The organism is Paenibacillus sp. RC67 (genome assembly GCF_030020805.1).
In the GTDB taxonomy this organism is placed as follows: Bacteria; Bacillota; Bacilli; order Paenibacillales; family NBRC-103111; genus Paenibacillus_S.
This window is the reverse complement of sequence record NZ_CP125098.1, coordinates 995,710-1,011,779: the sequence shown is the minus strand read 5'-3', so window position 1 is coordinate 1,011,779 and position 16,070 is coordinate 995,710. Positions and strand designations below refer to the sequence as shown.

The window sequence follows — 16,070 nt, the reverse complement described above, 5'->3', positions numbered from 1 at the left end:
TCAGATTCATGCCCGAAATGGTTATTATGAGTTGGAAAAAAACAACATAATAGATTTGTTTGACGAGTCGAGCCATGAGTATCGGTATACGTTTATGAATTAATTCTATTAATTTTAGCATCTTTTTGGGGCTTAAGCAATGATAGACAAGCTGCATATGCACACTTATGAATAATAGTTACTTCCATTTATATATGTATTTAGAACGCTGCTCGACGGTACGATGTGAAATCAAATGGATGTATGACTCCTCTTCCATATCCCTGTGCTGTAATAGTCTTTTATTCTGAGGTTTCTATAGTAAATATTATGAGGAGGCATCAACGCAAAAAAATCTGCAAAGCCCAATACACCTCCGCCTGGCCCTGCCGGACCTGTTGGTCCTGTTGCTCTGCCCATCGTCCTAGGAACGGTAAAAGAGGCAGTTCAGGAGCGCAACGCTAGTGGGGGTGCTGTTACATAGTGATCAAAGCTCTCAATTCACTTCTCGGAGCTACAACCCCCTGCTGGAAAAGAACCATATGAAAGCCAGTATGTCTCGAAAAGGGAATTGTTATGATGCCGCTTGTATGGAGAGCTTCTTCGGTCATTTGAAGTCCGAGTGTCTGAAACTCCAAAAATTCGAAACGGAGGAGCAACTGATTCAGGCTGTACAGGATTACATCAAGTTTTATAACAACGAGCGATTTCAGAAAAAACTAAACAACCTTAGTCCGGTTCAATACCGAACTAAGGCTCTTAAAAGCTGCTTCTTTAATTTTTGTCTACTTGACGGGGGTAAGTTCAGCATGGTTCGACTGCCTCGTTGTATTTATGGGTCCCAGATGCTGGCGAGCGACCGGATCCAAAAACAAACTGCGTTTGAGAATAAACGGGAAGGCTTTGAATTATTCGTTAGCTGAATCTGGAGGATCACGAAGGAACAGGGTTTCCAAGACGTCATAAGTCGATATGAAACCGTCAGGCCTTACTGGCTGAACCTTCACATTACTTAAAAGAAGAGCAAGTTTTATAAGGAGTGGTGAATCTCATGCATGTGAAGAAAAGCAAAGAACTTGACGACAATTCACCTACTCATGAAACAAATAAGGGATTACAATGTTGGAGACTAATTAAGAAGGAGTATAAGATAGACTTGCGCTAAATGAGAGTTGGGTAATATCAGCTGCTGAGGGATCCGTCGACACAAGCGTCCTTACACGTATACCAATACGATCACCCGCAGCGACTACTAATGATCCCCCAACATTTCTATTCGTTGCGGTACGGAAACCGGATGGGATACCAGGTGTGATGACTGTATTCGGAAATCCGAATCTAACCGAACTAGTAAGTGGAGTTGTCACGTAAGGTGAAGAACTATGATCAATTCCATTATTAGGAACTGACGGTGCGCGGAATACTGTAAAATCATATTGAAGACCGAGAGTATTTATAGATACCACAGAAGCAACTAATAAATCTACACTTATTTGTAAATCTTGAATGGTACCCGCAAAGGGAATTGGGAAAGCGAAACCGCCTGCTTCAGGTGGCATAGTTGATTCTCCAGAACCATCAATAACTTCAACCGTGTGATTACCAAAACCCATTAAAATTGGAGCAGCTGATACTACTGTTGCACCACTGAGGATGATACCCGTTGAAAATGGAATTAATCCACCTCCTGGTGGTCCTGCCGGACCCGTCGCCCCTGTTAGTCCTGTTGGTCCTGCGGGTCCTGTTAGCCCGGTTGGTCCTACTGGTCCTGTTAGTCCTGTTAGCCCGGTTGGTCCTGTTAGCCCGGTTGGCCCTACTGGTCCTGTTGTTCCTGTTGGTCCGGCTGGCCCCGCTGGTCCTTCCGGTCCCGCTGGACCTGCTGGTCCTGTTAGCCCTGTTGGTCCTGTCGGCCCTGCTGGTCCTGTTGGTCCTTCCGGTCCCGCTGGACCTGCCGGTCCTGTTAGCCCGGTTGGTCCTGTCGGCCCTGCTGGTCCTATTGGTCCTACCGGTCCTCCAGCTGGTCCTGTCGGTCCTGTTGGTCCTGTTGGTCCTGTCAGTCCTGTTGGTCCCTCCGGTCCTACGGGTCCTGTCGGTCCGGCTGGCCCCTCCGGTCCTACGGGTCCTGGAGGCCCTGGAGGACAGTTACATTTCCCCATGTTCTCAGCTCCTTGTAGTTAAATCTAATTCATCATATTAAAAAACAAAAAAAAATCACACAGCGAACACCTACAAAAAACTAATTTTGGTAAATATCAAGATATCTTTTATTCAGCTATGCTATTGTCCTATACCAATGTGTCTATGCTGGCATTCAATAATAAAAGAGAAGGAATCAAAGGCAAGGAAGTGATGAGAGTGGGTAGTCGCCCGTTAATAGGTATTTTGGTAACAACAAGGGGCAGTAGAAAAAGAGTACTGGAGCTTTATCAACGTTATCACAATCTAAAAATGAAACTTTACGCTTTTACTCCAGCAGATATCCTTTGGAAGAAACAACGCATTATTGGACTTAGTCTAGAGAAGGGTATTTGGAAGCAAAGTTCATTCCCTTTTCCTAATGTCGTCTATAATCGATGTTTTAACAAAAAAGAAACAACCATTCAACGTCTAGAGAAAGCGATTGGCAGGAAGAAATGTTTTAACAACATCAATTTCTTCAATAAATGGGATCTCTATAACCAATTAAAACAATCAAGCCTTACAACGTATATACCAGATACATTTTTATATAATGAAGTGAATGTATCCGAACTTTTAGAACAATATAAACTAGTATACATCAAGCCTTCCTACGGATTTAAAGGGACGTCCGTGTATCGGGTTGAATTAATGGATAATGGCGATACTCACATCTCATTGCACAGCTTGGCTCCAATGTATATTTGCAGGAAAGATGAAAGCATTCAGGAAAAATTGAACGAGCTTTTCGGTCAGAAGAAATACATGGTACAGCAAGGAGTTCGAATGAGTCATCTTGATCATCGGTATTTTGATATCCGAGTCCTTGTTCAAAAAGGTATTCTTGGAAAATGGATGGTTTCTACCATCACATCTAGGGTGGCTTATGAGCATTACTTTAACACGAGTATGTGTGAAACGATTTATGACACCGCAAAAATTCTTCCGCGATTATTTTCACCGGAAAATAGGAATGAAATCCTTGAATCTCTTTCAGAATTAAGTGTGCAAGCGGCACAAGTAGCAGAATCCCATTTGGGTTCTTTGGGAGAATTGAGCGTGGATTTTGTACTAGACGAACAAAGAAAGCTATGGATTATTGAACTTAACGGAAAACCCCAAAAAAATATATACAAAGACCTTAAGCGTTTTAAACAAAAAAAATTAATTTATAAAAGACCATTGGAATATGCTTATTATCTCTCTCAATCCTAAGAGAGATTAAGACTAGATAGAGGGCAGACCCTACTCTCTTCATTTTGTTAAGTCATTGCGCAACGCACAAAGAAGCCGATTCAGCTCACTGAGCAACCAGCGAACTCGTATCAGCTGTTAGCCTGTCCCCCCCAGCAACTGAAGGGGAGGCTATCGCTAGCCTGAGGCCTGCATGACGCACATCCTCGGGCTAGCTTTCAATTTTACCTGCAGCCGCACGGGCAATTTGCTCGAATAGCTGTTCGAAATCATCCACCGATAACGGCTTGCTGAAATAATAACCTTGCGCTTCATTGCACTTGTTATTTTGCAGAAAGCGAAGCTGTTCGATCGTTTCTACGCCCTCGGCTATAACCTTTAATTTTAAGTTGCGTGCCATGGCAAGGATCGTCATAATGATTTCCATATTATCGGAGCTGTTTTTGACTTGGCTTATAAACGACTTGTCAATCTTCAACGTATCAATCGGGAACTTATTTAAATAATTCAAAGAGGAATATCCGGTTCCGAAATCATCAATGGCTATTTGAATGCCTAGCTGTTTTAAGGAATTCAGTTTCCCTATAACATAATCTTCATTGTACATAGCGATGCTCTCGGTTATTTCCATCTCCAGCTGCGTCGGCTCCAAACCGGTTTCTTCAAGCACCTGCCGAACGTAATCGACGAGATTTTGCTGCTGAATTTGACGTGCTGACAGATTCACGGATACCCGCATAGGCGGGAAGCCTTTCTCCTGCCACAGCTTGTTTTGCTTGCAGGCCGTATACAGTATCCATTCTCCCATAGGAGCGATTAGGCCAGTCTCCTCGGCAAGCGGAATAAATTCCAGCGGTGAGATCAGACCGTTCTCAGGATGAATCCATCGCACCAAGGCTTCGACACCAACAATTTCTCCCGTGTTCAAATCTACTTGCGGCTGATAGTACAGTGTAAATTCATTACGTTCCAAAGCTTTGCGCAATCCTTTTTCCAGCGCTGCTCTTCTTACTATCTTATCCTTCATCTCCAGAGCATAAAACTGGAAGTTATTGCGCCCCTGCTCCTTGGCACGGTACATCGCTATATCCGCATTTTTGACGAGCGTATCAATGTCCTCTCCATCGCATGGGAACATACTGATCCCGATACTCGGGGTTACGGAAAGCTCTTGCCCTTCATATAAAGCGGGTCTGGACAGCAGCTGCAATATTTGCTGGACCTTCTGTTCCGTCGCTTCCCGAGAATAGCCCGGCAGCAGCAGAACGAACTCGTCCCCACCTATCCGGGAGCCCATTTCATTCCCTCCGGCAATGCCTGCGATCCGCTGCGCAACTTCTTTTAGCAAGTAATCTCCGCTGGAATGACCGAACGTATCATTGATCCACTTGAATCGGTCCAAATCCAGGAAGAGAACGGCAATGGAGGAACCGTCCTTTTTTACCGATTCTAGAGTGTTCTTGAAATGCTCGTTAAACAATCGGATATTAGGAAGACCTGTCAGAAAATCATAATTAGCGCGAAATTCGATCTCTGCATTCTTGTCCTTTAGCTCCTGCGTGTAGGTTTGGAGATTCATGGACATCGTATTGACCCGTTTGGACAGCCAGCCTAATTCATCGTTACGGTCAATAGCAATCTTGGCGCCGAAGTTGCCCTCGGATATTTCGTTCACTTTATACAGGATGTGATTGAGCGGACGTACAATATAAGCCGCCAATAAAAAGCTGACCAGCAGCACGATCATCAAAACAATCACGGAAATGACGAAATTGTTCAAGAGCTGCTCGCTTAAAATATCCTGAATGATATGGTAATCCGTGACGATTCCGATGATATAAGGGTTCGCCGCTTGTATAGGAATGAAGCTTTTCAATACCTTTTTCCCGTTGGCTTCTGCAACGACGGTGATCATCTTGCCCGATTGGAAGGATGCAGTCACATGTTGAACATCGTCGGCTTCCTTATACACATATTGTCCGAACTGAATGTCTCTGTTCACCAGGTCGATATACTTTTGACCATTAGCTTCTGAGTATACCGGAGGATGTCCAAACGTTTTAGGATTGAACCCGGTGATCTCGAGTACACTTTTATTGTTCTTCAATATTTTTTCTAGGATGGATTCCGGTCCGAGGATTTGCTGAAACTTCATAATCTGCGTATCCCTTATATAGGGATTGATAATGTAGTTCGTTGTCCCATCGTAATAATAGCCCCACTTATCTACATGATCCGGGTCCGAATAAGATATATTTACAGGTCCCGACCAAAAATTCGGCAGCTTTAGTCCTTGCGCCACTACCGTATTTTTATCCTTCAGCAGCTGAGTAAAAGCCACAAACCAGTAATCCCAATCCTTCGTGCTCATATCGATCTCTTTGGAATCGGAGGATCTTATACCTTTAATATCGTCGCCTACCTGCTGCAAAAGAGTAATATGCGACACACCTAATTTTTCCGAAAGAGCAACAAGCTCCTCATTAGTAACCTTATCAATATCAGGATCTAACGCATTTTGTGCCGCTACTGCTACGACTCGTAGTTTATTTCCTATTAAATCTTCAACATACTGAGCGCCAAATTGAGACTGTTCAATGGAGATTCCAATTTGTTTAGCTAGTAGATCCATTTGTTTTTCTTGATCCTTCAACAAAAGATCCCTTGAAAAATAGTAATTCAAAAAATTGTATAAACCCATAATAATGGTTACTACAACGATAAAAGTTAACGCTAATTTTTTTCTAAGAGGCAATGGAATCCCTCCAACTGAAACGAGTCATAGGCAAAAGATATTATGCGTAATATTCAAAGTAGTTTTTCTCCGTCTCCCATAGACCAACTTTATACAGTTTAGGAATGCGCTCAGCTAGTATTTGGCAAATCACCATAACCACAACATCGGATGTCGGGTTCAGCTCTTTAAATTCTTCTGTGTCCAGGTTTAAATGCTTGTGGTCAAATTTCTTAATGATTAATTCATCTACAATCTGATCCAGATCGCCCAAATTCATGATCATTCCGGTTACAGAGTCGGGCTCACCTTGGACGGTCACATCCAAATAGTAGTTGTGTCCATGTCCATTAGGGTTGTTGCATTTGCCGAAAATTCGTTTATTCTCTTCATCACTTAACAAATAGCTGTGCAGCCGATGCGCTGCGCTGAAATGATATTTTCTTGTCAAACGAACCATGGAATCCCGCTCCTTCTCCGCATGCAAATAATGATTTTCTCTTAAAATCAATTGATGTAGCTCGCAATCAGGAAATTTTCCGTCAAGAGCTTGCCAAAGATATTCAACGATATTTTCCGTCGTCGGTATGCGCTCTTGAAAATAGGGGTGCTCGCGATCCAAAAACTTGCCATCCAGCTCTGACTTTATCAGCCCTTTAGCCACTCTATCAATATCGGTTATGTTAACCACAATGCCCGACTTGGGATCCAGCTCTCCTCGGACCATAATTTCCAGGACATAATCATGTCCGTGACCATTAGGATTGTTGCATAATCCAAACACTCTCTTATTTTCTTCTTCTGTCCATGCATCAACATGATAGACATGAGCAGCAGAGAAATGAAGCTTCCTACTTAAATAAATCATGTGCTTAGCTCCCATCTTTGGAATGAATGTTTATGTTACGATCTCTGATGCCTTGAATCGCTAGAGTACTCCTTTAGGCGGAGTCATCTTGATTTCATCCATACGAACATGCAGTGGGGTTTGCGCAATAAATGCAGCCGTTCGTGCCACATCATCGACATGGAGCATGTCGTCCTGCGTAAAGCCCTCAACACCCTTCCACAAGTCAGTGTAGGTAGCTCCAATGCACAGCTTCGTTAAAAAGATGCGGTTCGGATACCATTCTTCTGCCAACGCCTCGCCCAATCCATTTAGCGCATGCTTGGAGGAAGTATACAAGGCCGATTGAGGCAGCGGACGTTCCGTCATAATGGAAGAGATATTGATAATTCTGCCGCCTCTATCCTTCATTAAAGGAAATGCTCTTTGAATGCATTGAATCGGACCGAACACGTTGGTGGTGTAGGTATCTTCCCAATCCTCTTGTTCTAATTGTTCAAAAGGCTTGTTAATCATCACCGCAGCATTGTTCACCAGCACATCCAATACCCCGTGCTTTTGTTCGATGATGCTAAACGCTTCTCGAATGCTTGCCTCCGAACTCAAATCCATAGGCAGATGAATAAGATGATTATCATTTTGATGTTCATTGCTTCCGCGGCTGGCGGCATAGGTTATGTAACCGTTTTTAGAAAGTTCTCTGCTTATAGCCTCGCCAATTCCCCTTGATGCTCCTGTTACTAACGCGATTTTTGGTTCCATGAAGATGCTATCCCCTTCCTACTATTTTAAATGCCGGCTTGGATAGAGAATACCCGACATTTATGAATTGAAGCTCCATTACCGGCTGTTAAGCCCGGACTGGCTAAAGAGTCGGTTTCCTCGGAATGGAAGGATTCAACGAATCCGCGTCCTGTGACACTGCAGGTAAACTATTTTCCTATAACAATATCAAAAAGGTTATTCATTCCATTTATCTTTTCGACAAATGTAGATATTACCCTGCATCATTATGCTAACTTTTAAATTAAATGTATATTTTATTACATAAAATGTACTTGAAAGTCATTTTTGGTTGAAAGCTGTTCTAATCTGGAGACAAAATCGACAGTCAATGCTTACGTACGGCATAGACCATGTGCACCCAGTCATTGATCTGCTGCTGTACGGTAATAAAGCCGCGTCCTCGGAACCATTGAAGTATTTGAGACCGGTCGGACGGATGCTTCTCATTGACCTCCGCTATGAGATCATGGCTGCCCGTTCTTTTCAGCTCAGACATCTTCTCCTCACGCGCACTGGCATGCTCAAACATGAGACTTGTGATCACTATTCTCCATTGCAGCTTTAACACCCGGTTCATCTCTTCAAGCGCAAGGAGCTGCTGCTCTTCTGACAAATGGTGAAAGGCCATGTTCGTCGCAATGAAATGGAACTGCCCCTCAAAGAATGGCAGCGCCAGGAAATTACCCAGCTTAGCTGAAATATCCGGATATTTGCTGCGGCATTTGGCCAGCATTTGCCTTGACTGCTCCACAGCGAACATACTTGCTCCCTCTTGCTGCAGGCGCCCTGCTAAATTACCAGTCCCTGCACCGATGTCGAGCCCTGATTCACCTGGCTGGGGAGCAATCCACTGGACGGTATATGACAGCGCCCGTTCGTATTCTTCAGAAGAGGCTATGAAACCGACAGGACTTACGCTACCGCTGCTGTCTTGGTCAAATCGTTCAGCCTGCACATCGTAATCCCACCGGTCCTCCCAGGAGGAACGGGTTTGTTTCAAGTGCTTGATGTGATCGGCAAGCATGAATAAATCATCCAGCCTAAGCGGCTCAGAATTCCCCGATTTGTCGATCAGCTTGTCCATTGTTGTAAGCACCTGCTTCCATTCCACCCACTGATCGAACAATACAGCGCGCTGAAGCTCCAAATAATGCCGGTACGTCTCCCGATCACCGCTATCCGCATAATGAAGGAGCTTGGCAATACCTTCGATACCGAACCCGATTTCTCGAAACGCCGCTATCGTTTGAAGACGCCACGCATCCTCCTCCGTATACCGACGGTATCCGTTCTCTTCATATTCGGGATGAAGCAAGCCCCTTTCTTCATAAAATCGAATCGCTCTCGGCGTGACGTCCAGCCGCTTGGCGAGCTCGTTAATTTTCATGTACTAGCGCTTCCTCCTCTAATTTATGAATTATTGACATAATGAGACTGACTGGCGTTTTTAATCGTGAATCGGCTGTCCAATTTGTGAACGTTTTATAGCAACTGGATGGTCCTATGATCATCCAATTGGATGGTTTCGAGGAGGTGGTATTCCTGTACAATAAAATCAGTTAGGAAAGAATACAAACCATGAGAAGGTGATCCTATGAGTCTAACCGTTTTGTACATTCTCATTTTTATTGTAGGTATGTTCGGACTCATTGCTACAATTGCTGTTGGCATGTCTCAAAAAAATAAAGAAGGAAACCCGGCTTACGACAAAAGCACAGGAAAAATTTTCCTAAGACTATCTATCTATTACATCATTACTATTGTAGGCGGCTATGTCATTTATGCTATTTGGGCTTTCAGCTGATCAACTATCACCGCAAGAGAGAAGCTATATTGTGCCCTACTAGTGACTCGAAGCAGCTGGAAGAAGGCATGAACCGAGGTATTCGGTTTGTACTTCGCAGTGTATAAGGTTCAGAGCCTAGGTACGTCCGGTTGCCGTTTATCTCTGCATGTACCATATTACTACATTTATTGTCATAATTAGTTTATTTTCTTTTTGCATTTGATGCTATAGCAGCAACTTTTACGAGAAATTAGGACTACAAAAAGGTGCCATCTCAAAAGGACAGCACCTTTCCTTATATAGCCGATAGAACATAAAACGGTTCCTCTTTCATGAAATTAATCATGCGTTATTTCTCCATATGGGATTAATGGCTGCTCCGTCAAACCCTACGTACATCATATAGAAACGATCCTTATGGACGAAGACAAAGGGGCAATCAACGGCCTGCGAATCAAAGCTGCTCTCCCCTCCCGATCCACTCAGCACTGGTCTGCCCAGCTTGTGGGGTGTATGTAACTGTAGAGAGCGTCCTTTTGGTTCCGGTTCATCTCCCGCATGATTCTTGATTCTTGCAGGAAACTGCCCACATGCCATTACCTGTAGTCCCCGTTAATAAATTCATTTCGTTCTCCCCACTTATCCGTAAACAATACGCCTGACGGTTGATCCAGGCTGTGGCCATTCAAAGTCACTCCTTTCTGAACTCAAATCATCCTTATCTTGTCACCATAGCACACGCTCTCCCATTGCCCGGATGATAAGATTGACAGAAAGCACCAGCACAAGACCAACCAGAGATTGAAACAAACCGATAGCCGTTGTGTAGCTGTATTGAAGATTGACGAGTCCAAGCCTATAGATATAAGTGTTCATGACGTCGGAGACACTGGTCACCATCGGATTCGTTAACACCCATACGTGCTCGAAGCCGACGTCGAATATACGGCCCATTTGCAAAACAAGCATAAGTGCTACGGTGCTTCGGATTCCCGGAATAGCGTATTGCGAATGATCTTCACGAGGTCGCTGCTGTGAAGAAGCCTGTTGAAATGCTCCAGCCCCACCCATTTGCTCCCAAATACCGTCAGCCAACCGAAACTCCTTGAATGCGATGATCTCCCCATATAAGGGAAAGTACTTAAATACAATAAAGTAAAAGATAACGGGAATGAGAAGCCCATAGAGAAATGGCCTACGCTTCATATCCTTCCAGATGGATTTTCGTGAAACCGTAGGTTGAGTCCCTTCACAGCTTCCTACATCCACGGCTTGTTGTGCACGCATGCTTCGTTCACCTTCCTTTTCTTTCTGTTATCGGCTTGTTACGATTCGGCTTGATCCCAACATAACAACCGGCGTCTTCACTGGAAAGCTTCACTTTTTGCGGTATCTCGCTTCTTTTGATCGATTGGATACACATTTTTTGCTTCGATATGCCTTTATTGATCAGAGCAGGCCGCCCGGTCCCGCAAGCCCACATGAAAAGCTCTCTAGTTACTTCGTGGTTCTGTAAAAATTTTGCTGAGGACAAAAAAAGAAGCCTTCCCAGCAAACGCCGAGAGGCCTCAATAATCTATATTTAGTTCAGCTTGAATACCTGAGCTTCGTAAGGACGCAGCTCCAGACGCTGCAAATCCCAACCTTCATTGAGCTCATAGTTGCCTATGAGCCGCTCGCTTGATGTGCAGCGGACCGTGCTTGGAAGCTCGAACGTCACAGGTGTCTCATAGAAATTGAGAACAACCAGCAGGCGCTCCTCTCCCAAAGTCCGTGTAAACGAATAGATACGCTCATCCTGCTCCAGCAGTAATTCATACTTTCCGTATACGATGACGTTTTGCTGCTTGCGAAGCTCGATTAAACGGCGGTAGTAATGAAAAATAGAATTCGGATCATTTAGCGCCTCTTCGGCATTGATCTGCGTATAATTCGGATTTATCTTAAGCCAAGGCGTCCCCGTTGTAAATCCACCATGCTCCGTAGTGTTCCACTGCATTGGGGTGCGGGCATTATCCCTTCCTTTGCTGTAAATGGAAGCCATAATGTTCTCCACGCTATGTCCGGCTTCGCGATATTCATGGAACATGTTGATCGTCTCAATGTCCTGATATTGATCAATGGAATCGAATTTGACGTTCGTCATGCCAAGCTCTTCACCTTGATAAATGTACGGCGTCCCTTGGAGAGTGTGAAGCAGTGTCGCTAGCATTTTAGCCGATTCCTTGCGATAGGGCCCGTCATTCCCGAAACGCGAAACCATTCGCGGCTGATCGTGATTATTCAAATAGAGGCTGTTCCATCCTCTGCCGTATAACTCGTTCTGCCATTTGCTCATGATGCGCTTGAATTCAGTGAGCTTCCACGGCTGTATGTTCCATTTTCCACCAGGACCTGAGTCAATATCCATCAGTTCGAACTGGAACACCATATTCAGCTCGCCCCGCTCCTCGCCTACGTACTTGACCGCCTCATCCGGAGTCACGCCTATGGTCTCGCCCACGGTCATAATATCGTATTTGGACAGGACCTCCCGGTTCATTTCCTGCAAAAACTCATGAATGCGCGGACCGTTCATAAAGTGTTCTCCGCCGAAGTTGTAAGTCCCTTCACCCGACGCGTCCGGCAGCCCTTCCACCTTGCTGACAAGGTTAATGACATCCATCCGGAAGCCGTCGATGCCTTTGTCAAGCCACCAGGTCATCATGTCGTACACCTCGCGGCGTACTTTTTCATTCTCCCAGTTCAAGTCCGGTTGTTTCTTGGAGAATAGATGCAGGAAATACTGCCCTGTCGTCTCATCCAGTTCCCAAGCCGATCCGCTGAAAAAGGAAGACCAGTTGTTCGGCTCCATGTCGCCCTTGCCATCTCTCCAAATATAATAATCCCGATAAGGGTTGTCTTTGGACTTGCGGGATTCGGCAAACCATACATGCTCGTCAGAGCTGTGGTTGACCACAAGGTCCATAATCAGCTTCATGCCGCGGCTGTGCAGTCCGTCGAGCAGCTGTTCCCAATCGTGAAGCGTACCGAAGTCATCCATAATGCTTTGGTAATTGCTGATGTCGTAGCCGTTATCATCGTTGGGAGATTCATAGACCGGAGACAGCCAGATTATGTCCACCCCAAGCTGCTTTAAATAATCCAGCCGTGAGATGATGCCGGGAATATCCCCGATGCCATCCCCGTTACTGTCCTGGTAGCTGCGGGGATAAATTTGATATACGACGCTTTCTTTCCACCAAGTTCGGTTCAAGTTGTCCATGCTTAAGCTCCTATCCGTGTTTCTCTATTTATATGTTCTCTGTCATTTCATTGCTTTTACATAGCCTTTACTTCACGGCGCCTTGCGTAATGCCATTAATAATCCATTTTTGCGCAATCAGATAGACGATAACCATTGGGGCGAGAGCCAGCAGATACGATGCAAACGCCAAGTTAAAATCGGTGCTGAATTGACCTTGAAACACATACTGCACCAGAGGAAGCGTGTACGATTCCGGTTTGCCCAGTATAATGAGCGGCAGCATAAAATCATTCCACGTCGACAAGCAGCTTAATATGACAATGGTGGCATTAATCGGTGCGAGCAAAGGGAAGATAATACGCCAGAAGGTTCCGTAGGTCGTAGCTCCGTCCACCGTAGCAGCCTCTTCCAATTCAATCGGGATCGTTCTGATATAGCCGACATACACAAAAATGTTAAAAGCAAGTCCGTATACGATGTAAAGAATAATTAATCCCGGCATGTTGTTCATATGCAGTGCCGTCGTCAGCTTGACAATCGGAAGCATAATAATTTGAAAAGGAATGAACATCGCACTGATAAAATAAAAATACAAGCCTTTAAAAAACTTCTTGTTCATATTCCTAGCTATCGCATAGGAAACGAGCGAATTAGTTAGAAGAATAAACGCAACGGAACCGACGGTAATAACAAAGCTGTTCTTGAGAGCCGAGAAAAAGTTAGTCGCCGCAATAGCATTCGTGAAGTTCTCAAAATGCAATCCCGTCGGCAGCGAAAAGAGCGATTCGGCCATTTCCTCAGGACTTTTCAGCGCAATAGCAACAGCCATATATAAAGGGAACAAAATCAGCAAGGATCCCAGAGCGATCAAAATCGTGACGAGCCAGTTCGTGGATTGTTTGGTCATTATGCACCCATCTCCCGTTTCTGCAAAAATTTAAGCTGTACGACGGAGATAACTACAATCACGATAAAATAAATAACGGCGTTCGCGGATTGGTAGGCAAATTCGCCGCCCTGGAAACCGCCTTGATAAATCAGGAAAGCAATGGATTGAGTCGCGCGGCCGGGTCCGCCTCCCGTCAAGGCAACGATCTGGTCAAATACCATCAGAGAGCTCTTCATAGCAAGCACCATATTAATTGTGAAAAAGGAAGAGATCATCGGAAAGGTGATTTTCCAGAACGTCTGCCATTTACCGGCTCCATCCAAATCGGATGCTTCATAGATATCCTGCGGAATCGTTTGAAGTCCGGACAGATAGAGAATGGTATTAAACGCAATCCCCTGCCATACCGCTACGATAACGATCCCGATCCATGCCCATTGCTCATTGCCGAGAATGTTCGAGGACAGAAATTCGCTTCCCAGCTTCTCTCCCCATACCGGAACAACATTTGCAAAGATATAGTTGAAAATATAGCCGACGATGAGAACGCCGAGCACGTTGGGAAGGAAGTAAACCCCCCGAAAGAAATTGCGGAATTTGATGCGCGAGTTCAGCCCCAGCGCGATCAGCAAGCTTATCACGTTAATGAGCACGGTAACGACAATAGCATATTTAAAAGTAAACCAATACGAGTTGATCACATTATCGTCATGAAACAAACCTATGAAGTTTTTAAAGCCGACGAAGTCATAGCCTTCACTGTACCCGTCCCAATTCGTAAAAGCGTAATAAATGCCCTGTAAGGCCGGAAAGGTATGAAAAGCGAAAAATAAGAGCAACGCCGGCACTGCCATACTGTAAAACGCCGCTTTTCTCGAAACCATGGTGTTCCTCCTTTAATAAATAGGGAGAGAGAGCGCCTTGCGGCGCCCTGCTTCTTCAAATTGCGACGGCGCTTACTTGCGGCTGGCAACTTTGTCCCACTCGGTATCAAATTGCTTCACATAAGCGTTGACATCTTTTTTCTGCAGGAAGCTTTGGATAATCGTATCGGCTTTAACGGCTCCAGGAATATAGTGATCGGAGAAATCGTCGATGGCGCCGCTCGCAAACGAAGCATTTAAATCTTGTACGCTGGCATCGGTTTGATTCACGTTTTTCACGGCGGAGAAAGCTTTTTGCTGATCAATGTAAGTTTGCACGTTCTCAGGCTTCAACATGAATTCAATGAATTTCTTGGCCTCTTCGGGATGCTTGCTGTTTTTGGAAATCGTCAGCAGCGTATCAACGCCGGAAATCACTTTATTCTTGGACGGGTCGTTCGTAGCAGGGAATGGGAACACACCCAGGTCGATGTTCGGATTCGCTTTTTTAATTTCCGGAATTGCCCACACGCCTTGCAGGTACATAGCGGACTCTCCTTTAGCGAATGCGGTGTTGCCATCATTGTAGCCCTTGCCCATCATATCCTTTTGGCCGAAATCCAGAAGCTTTAATTGCTTCTCAGCCACTTCGCGGAATTCCGGACTGTCAAACTTAACGGTCCCTTTAGAGCGTTTGTCGTAGAAATCAATGCCCAGGATATCTGTCGACAAGGAGTTAAACGGCACCATCACGGTCCAGGAATCTTTAATCGTCAGATAAAACGGCGTTTTGCCGGCATCCTTGACTTTTTGTGCAGTAGCGATCAATTCATCATAAGTTTTTGGGATGCTCAGACCCAGTTCTTTAAACATCGTCTTGTTGTAAATAACGCCGCTCGCATTGGCAGTAAACGGAATAGCATACAGCTGATCAGTGCCTGTCAGCTTCTTCAGCATGCCGATGTAGGAAGGTTGAATATTTGATAGGAGGGCGTCATTCGAAAAGTCAGCGAATAAACCGCTTTTGGACAACTGCGCGAACGTGTCCGTCGCTCCAAGACCGATAATATCAGGCACGTCCTTTTTGGCTACACGGGTTTTCAAGACGGTTTCTGCATCGGGCGGGTTCACTTGAGTGACCGTAATATTCGGGTTCGCGTCGTTAAACTTTTTGACCAGTTCATCGAAGGATGCTTTGGCTTCCGCCTTGTTCTGGAAAAACTCCAGCTTCACTTTTTCCCCATTGGCGCCAGGAGCTGACGTATTGGAAGAAGCATCATTGTTGGTCTTCGCGCCTCCGCAGCCTGCAATAACCGAAAGTGCAAGAACGCTTGTAAATATAGTCGTAGCTGTTTTTTTCATCGAAGAGCCCTCCATTTTATAAATCAATTAGTAGTATGTCTGAACTTTATCATCAATAAACTTCAGTAAACGTTTAACCTAATGAGGTGACAAAAAACAGTCTCATATCTTGCTTAAACCACCACCCTTACAGAGTAAATCAGGATAAATACCATCTTTTCAAAGCCCCATTCACTATGGAAAGAAGATTTTAGGTTAAACGTTT

The 16,070-nt window shown here is 44.7% G+C and carries 15 protein-coding genes; 3 read left to right on the top strand and 12 right to left on the bottom strand.

The window, feature by feature from the left end; translation table 11 throughout:
• Positions 1-443: 443 nt before the first annotated feature.
• Positions 444-902 carry an IS3 family transposase gene (locus tag QMA13_RS04620; RefSeq protein ID WP_282939829.1) on the top strand — a complete coding sequence of 153 codons (459 nt, stop codon included), beginning with the start codon at positions 444-446 and terminating at the stop codon, positions 900-902.
• A 210-nt stretch (positions 903-1,112) separates the two neighbouring features.
• Here QMA13_RS04620 and QMA13_RS04615 read toward each other — a convergent pair whose 3' ends face one another.
• Positions 1,113-2,135 carry a collagen-like domain-containing protein gene (locus tag QMA13_RS04615; RefSeq protein WP_282939828.1) on the bottom strand — a complete coding sequence of 341 codons (1,023 nt, stop codon included), beginning with the start codon at positions 2,133-2,135 and terminating at the stop codon, positions 1,113-1,115.
• A 145-nt stretch (positions 2,136-2,280) separates the two neighbouring features.
• Here QMA13_RS04615 and QMA13_RS04610 point away from each other — a divergent pair, with 145 nt between their 5' ends.
• Entirely contained in the window at positions 2,281-3,372 is a 1,092-nt protein-coding gene (locus QMA13_RS04610) for a YheC/YheD family endospore coat-associated protein (protein WP_282943258.1), read from the top strand.
• A 190-nt stretch (positions 3,373-3,562) separates the two neighbouring features.
• Here the strand turns inward: QMA13_RS04610 and QMA13_RS04605 are convergent, their stop codons facing one another.
• From QMA13_RS04605 to QMA13_RS04590, 4 genes are all read right to left on the bottom strand, one after another.
• The gene (locus QMA13_RS04605) at positions 3,563-6,106 is read right to left on the bottom strand and encodes an EAL domain-containing protein (protein ID WP_282939827.1); all 2,544 of its coding nucleotides are present in this window, start codon (positions 6,104-6,106) and stop codon (positions 3,563-3,565) included.
• Between the two features lie 40 nt (positions 6,107-6,146).
• Positions 6,147-6,953, bottom strand: coding sequence for a 6-carboxytetrahydropterin synthase (locus QMA13_RS04600; RefSeq protein ID WP_282939826.1), 807 nt, complete (start codon positions 6,951-6,953; stop codon positions 6,147-6,149).
• Positions 6,954-7,013: 60 nt separating this feature from the next.
• Positions 7,014-7,694, bottom strand: coding sequence for an SDR family oxidoreductase (locus QMA13_RS04595; RefSeq protein WP_282939825.1), 681 nt, complete (start codon positions 7,692-7,694; stop codon positions 7,014-7,016).
• Positions 7,695-8,043: 349 nt separating this feature from the next.
• A complete protein-coding gene (locus QMA13_RS04590; RefSeq protein ID WP_282939824.1) occupies positions 8,044-9,105 on the bottom strand; it encodes a MerR family transcriptional regulator in 1,062 nt (353 codons plus the stop codon).
• 207 nt (positions 9,106-9,312) lie between these two features.
• Between QMA13_RS04590 and QMA13_RS04585 the strand changes: the two genes are divergently transcribed.
• Complete coding sequence (locus QMA13_RS04585) at positions 9,313-9,522, top strand: hypothetical protein (protein ID WP_282939823.1); 210 nt, start codon at positions 9,313-9,315, stop codon at positions 9,520-9,522.
• Positions 9,523-9,846: 324 nt separating this feature from the next.
• Here QMA13_RS04585 and QMA13_RS04580 read toward each other — a convergent pair whose 3' ends face one another.
• The 7 genes from QMA13_RS04580 to QMA13_RS04550 all read right to left on the bottom strand — a co-directional run bounded on the left by QMA13_RS04580 (position 9,847) and on the right by QMA13_RS04550 (position 15,865).
• A complete protein-coding gene (locus QMA13_RS04580) occupies positions 9,847-10,101 on the bottom strand; it encodes a hypothetical protein (RefSeq protein WP_282939821.1) in 255 nt (84 codons plus the stop codon).
• 129 nt (positions 10,102-10,230) lie between these two features.
• Positions 10,231-10,791, bottom strand: a complete 561-nt coding sequence (locus QMA13_RS04575; protein ID WP_282939819.1) for a hypothetical protein — start codon at positions 10,789-10,791, stop codon at positions 10,231-10,233.
• A 7-nt stretch (positions 10,792-10,798) separates the two neighbouring features.
• Positions 10,799-11,038, bottom strand: a complete 240-nt coding sequence (locus tag QMA13_RS04570; RefSeq protein WP_282939818.1) for a hypothetical protein — start codon at positions 11,036-11,038, stop codon at positions 10,799-10,801.
• 48 nt (positions 11,039-11,086) lie between these two features.
• On the bottom strand, positions 11,087-12,769 hold the full coding sequence (locus QMA13_RS04565) for a glycoside hydrolase family 13 protein (RefSeq protein WP_282939816.1): 1,683 nt from the start codon (positions 12,767-12,769) through the stop codon (positions 11,087-11,089).
• A 67-nt stretch (positions 12,770-12,836) separates the two neighbouring features.
• On the bottom strand, positions 12,837-13,658 hold the full coding sequence (locus QMA13_RS04560) for a carbohydrate ABC transporter permease (protein WP_282939815.1): 822 nt from the start codon (positions 13,656-13,658) through the stop codon (positions 12,837-12,839).
• Positions 13,658-14,524, bottom strand: a complete 867-nt coding sequence (locus tag QMA13_RS04555) for a carbohydrate ABC transporter permease (protein WP_282939814.1) — start codon at positions 14,522-14,524, stop codon at positions 13,658-13,660. Before QMA13_RS04555 ends, QMA13_RS04560 begins: the two co-directional genes overlap by 1 nt.
• A 72-nt stretch (positions 14,525-14,596) precedes the next feature.
• Positions 14,597-15,865 carry an ABC transporter substrate-binding protein gene (locus tag QMA13_RS04550; RefSeq protein ID WP_282939813.1) on the bottom strand — a complete coding sequence of 423 codons (1,269 nt, stop codon included), beginning with the start codon at positions 15,863-15,865 and terminating at the stop codon, positions 14,597-14,599.
• Between the last annotated feature and the right edge of the window lie 205 nt (positions 15,866-16,070).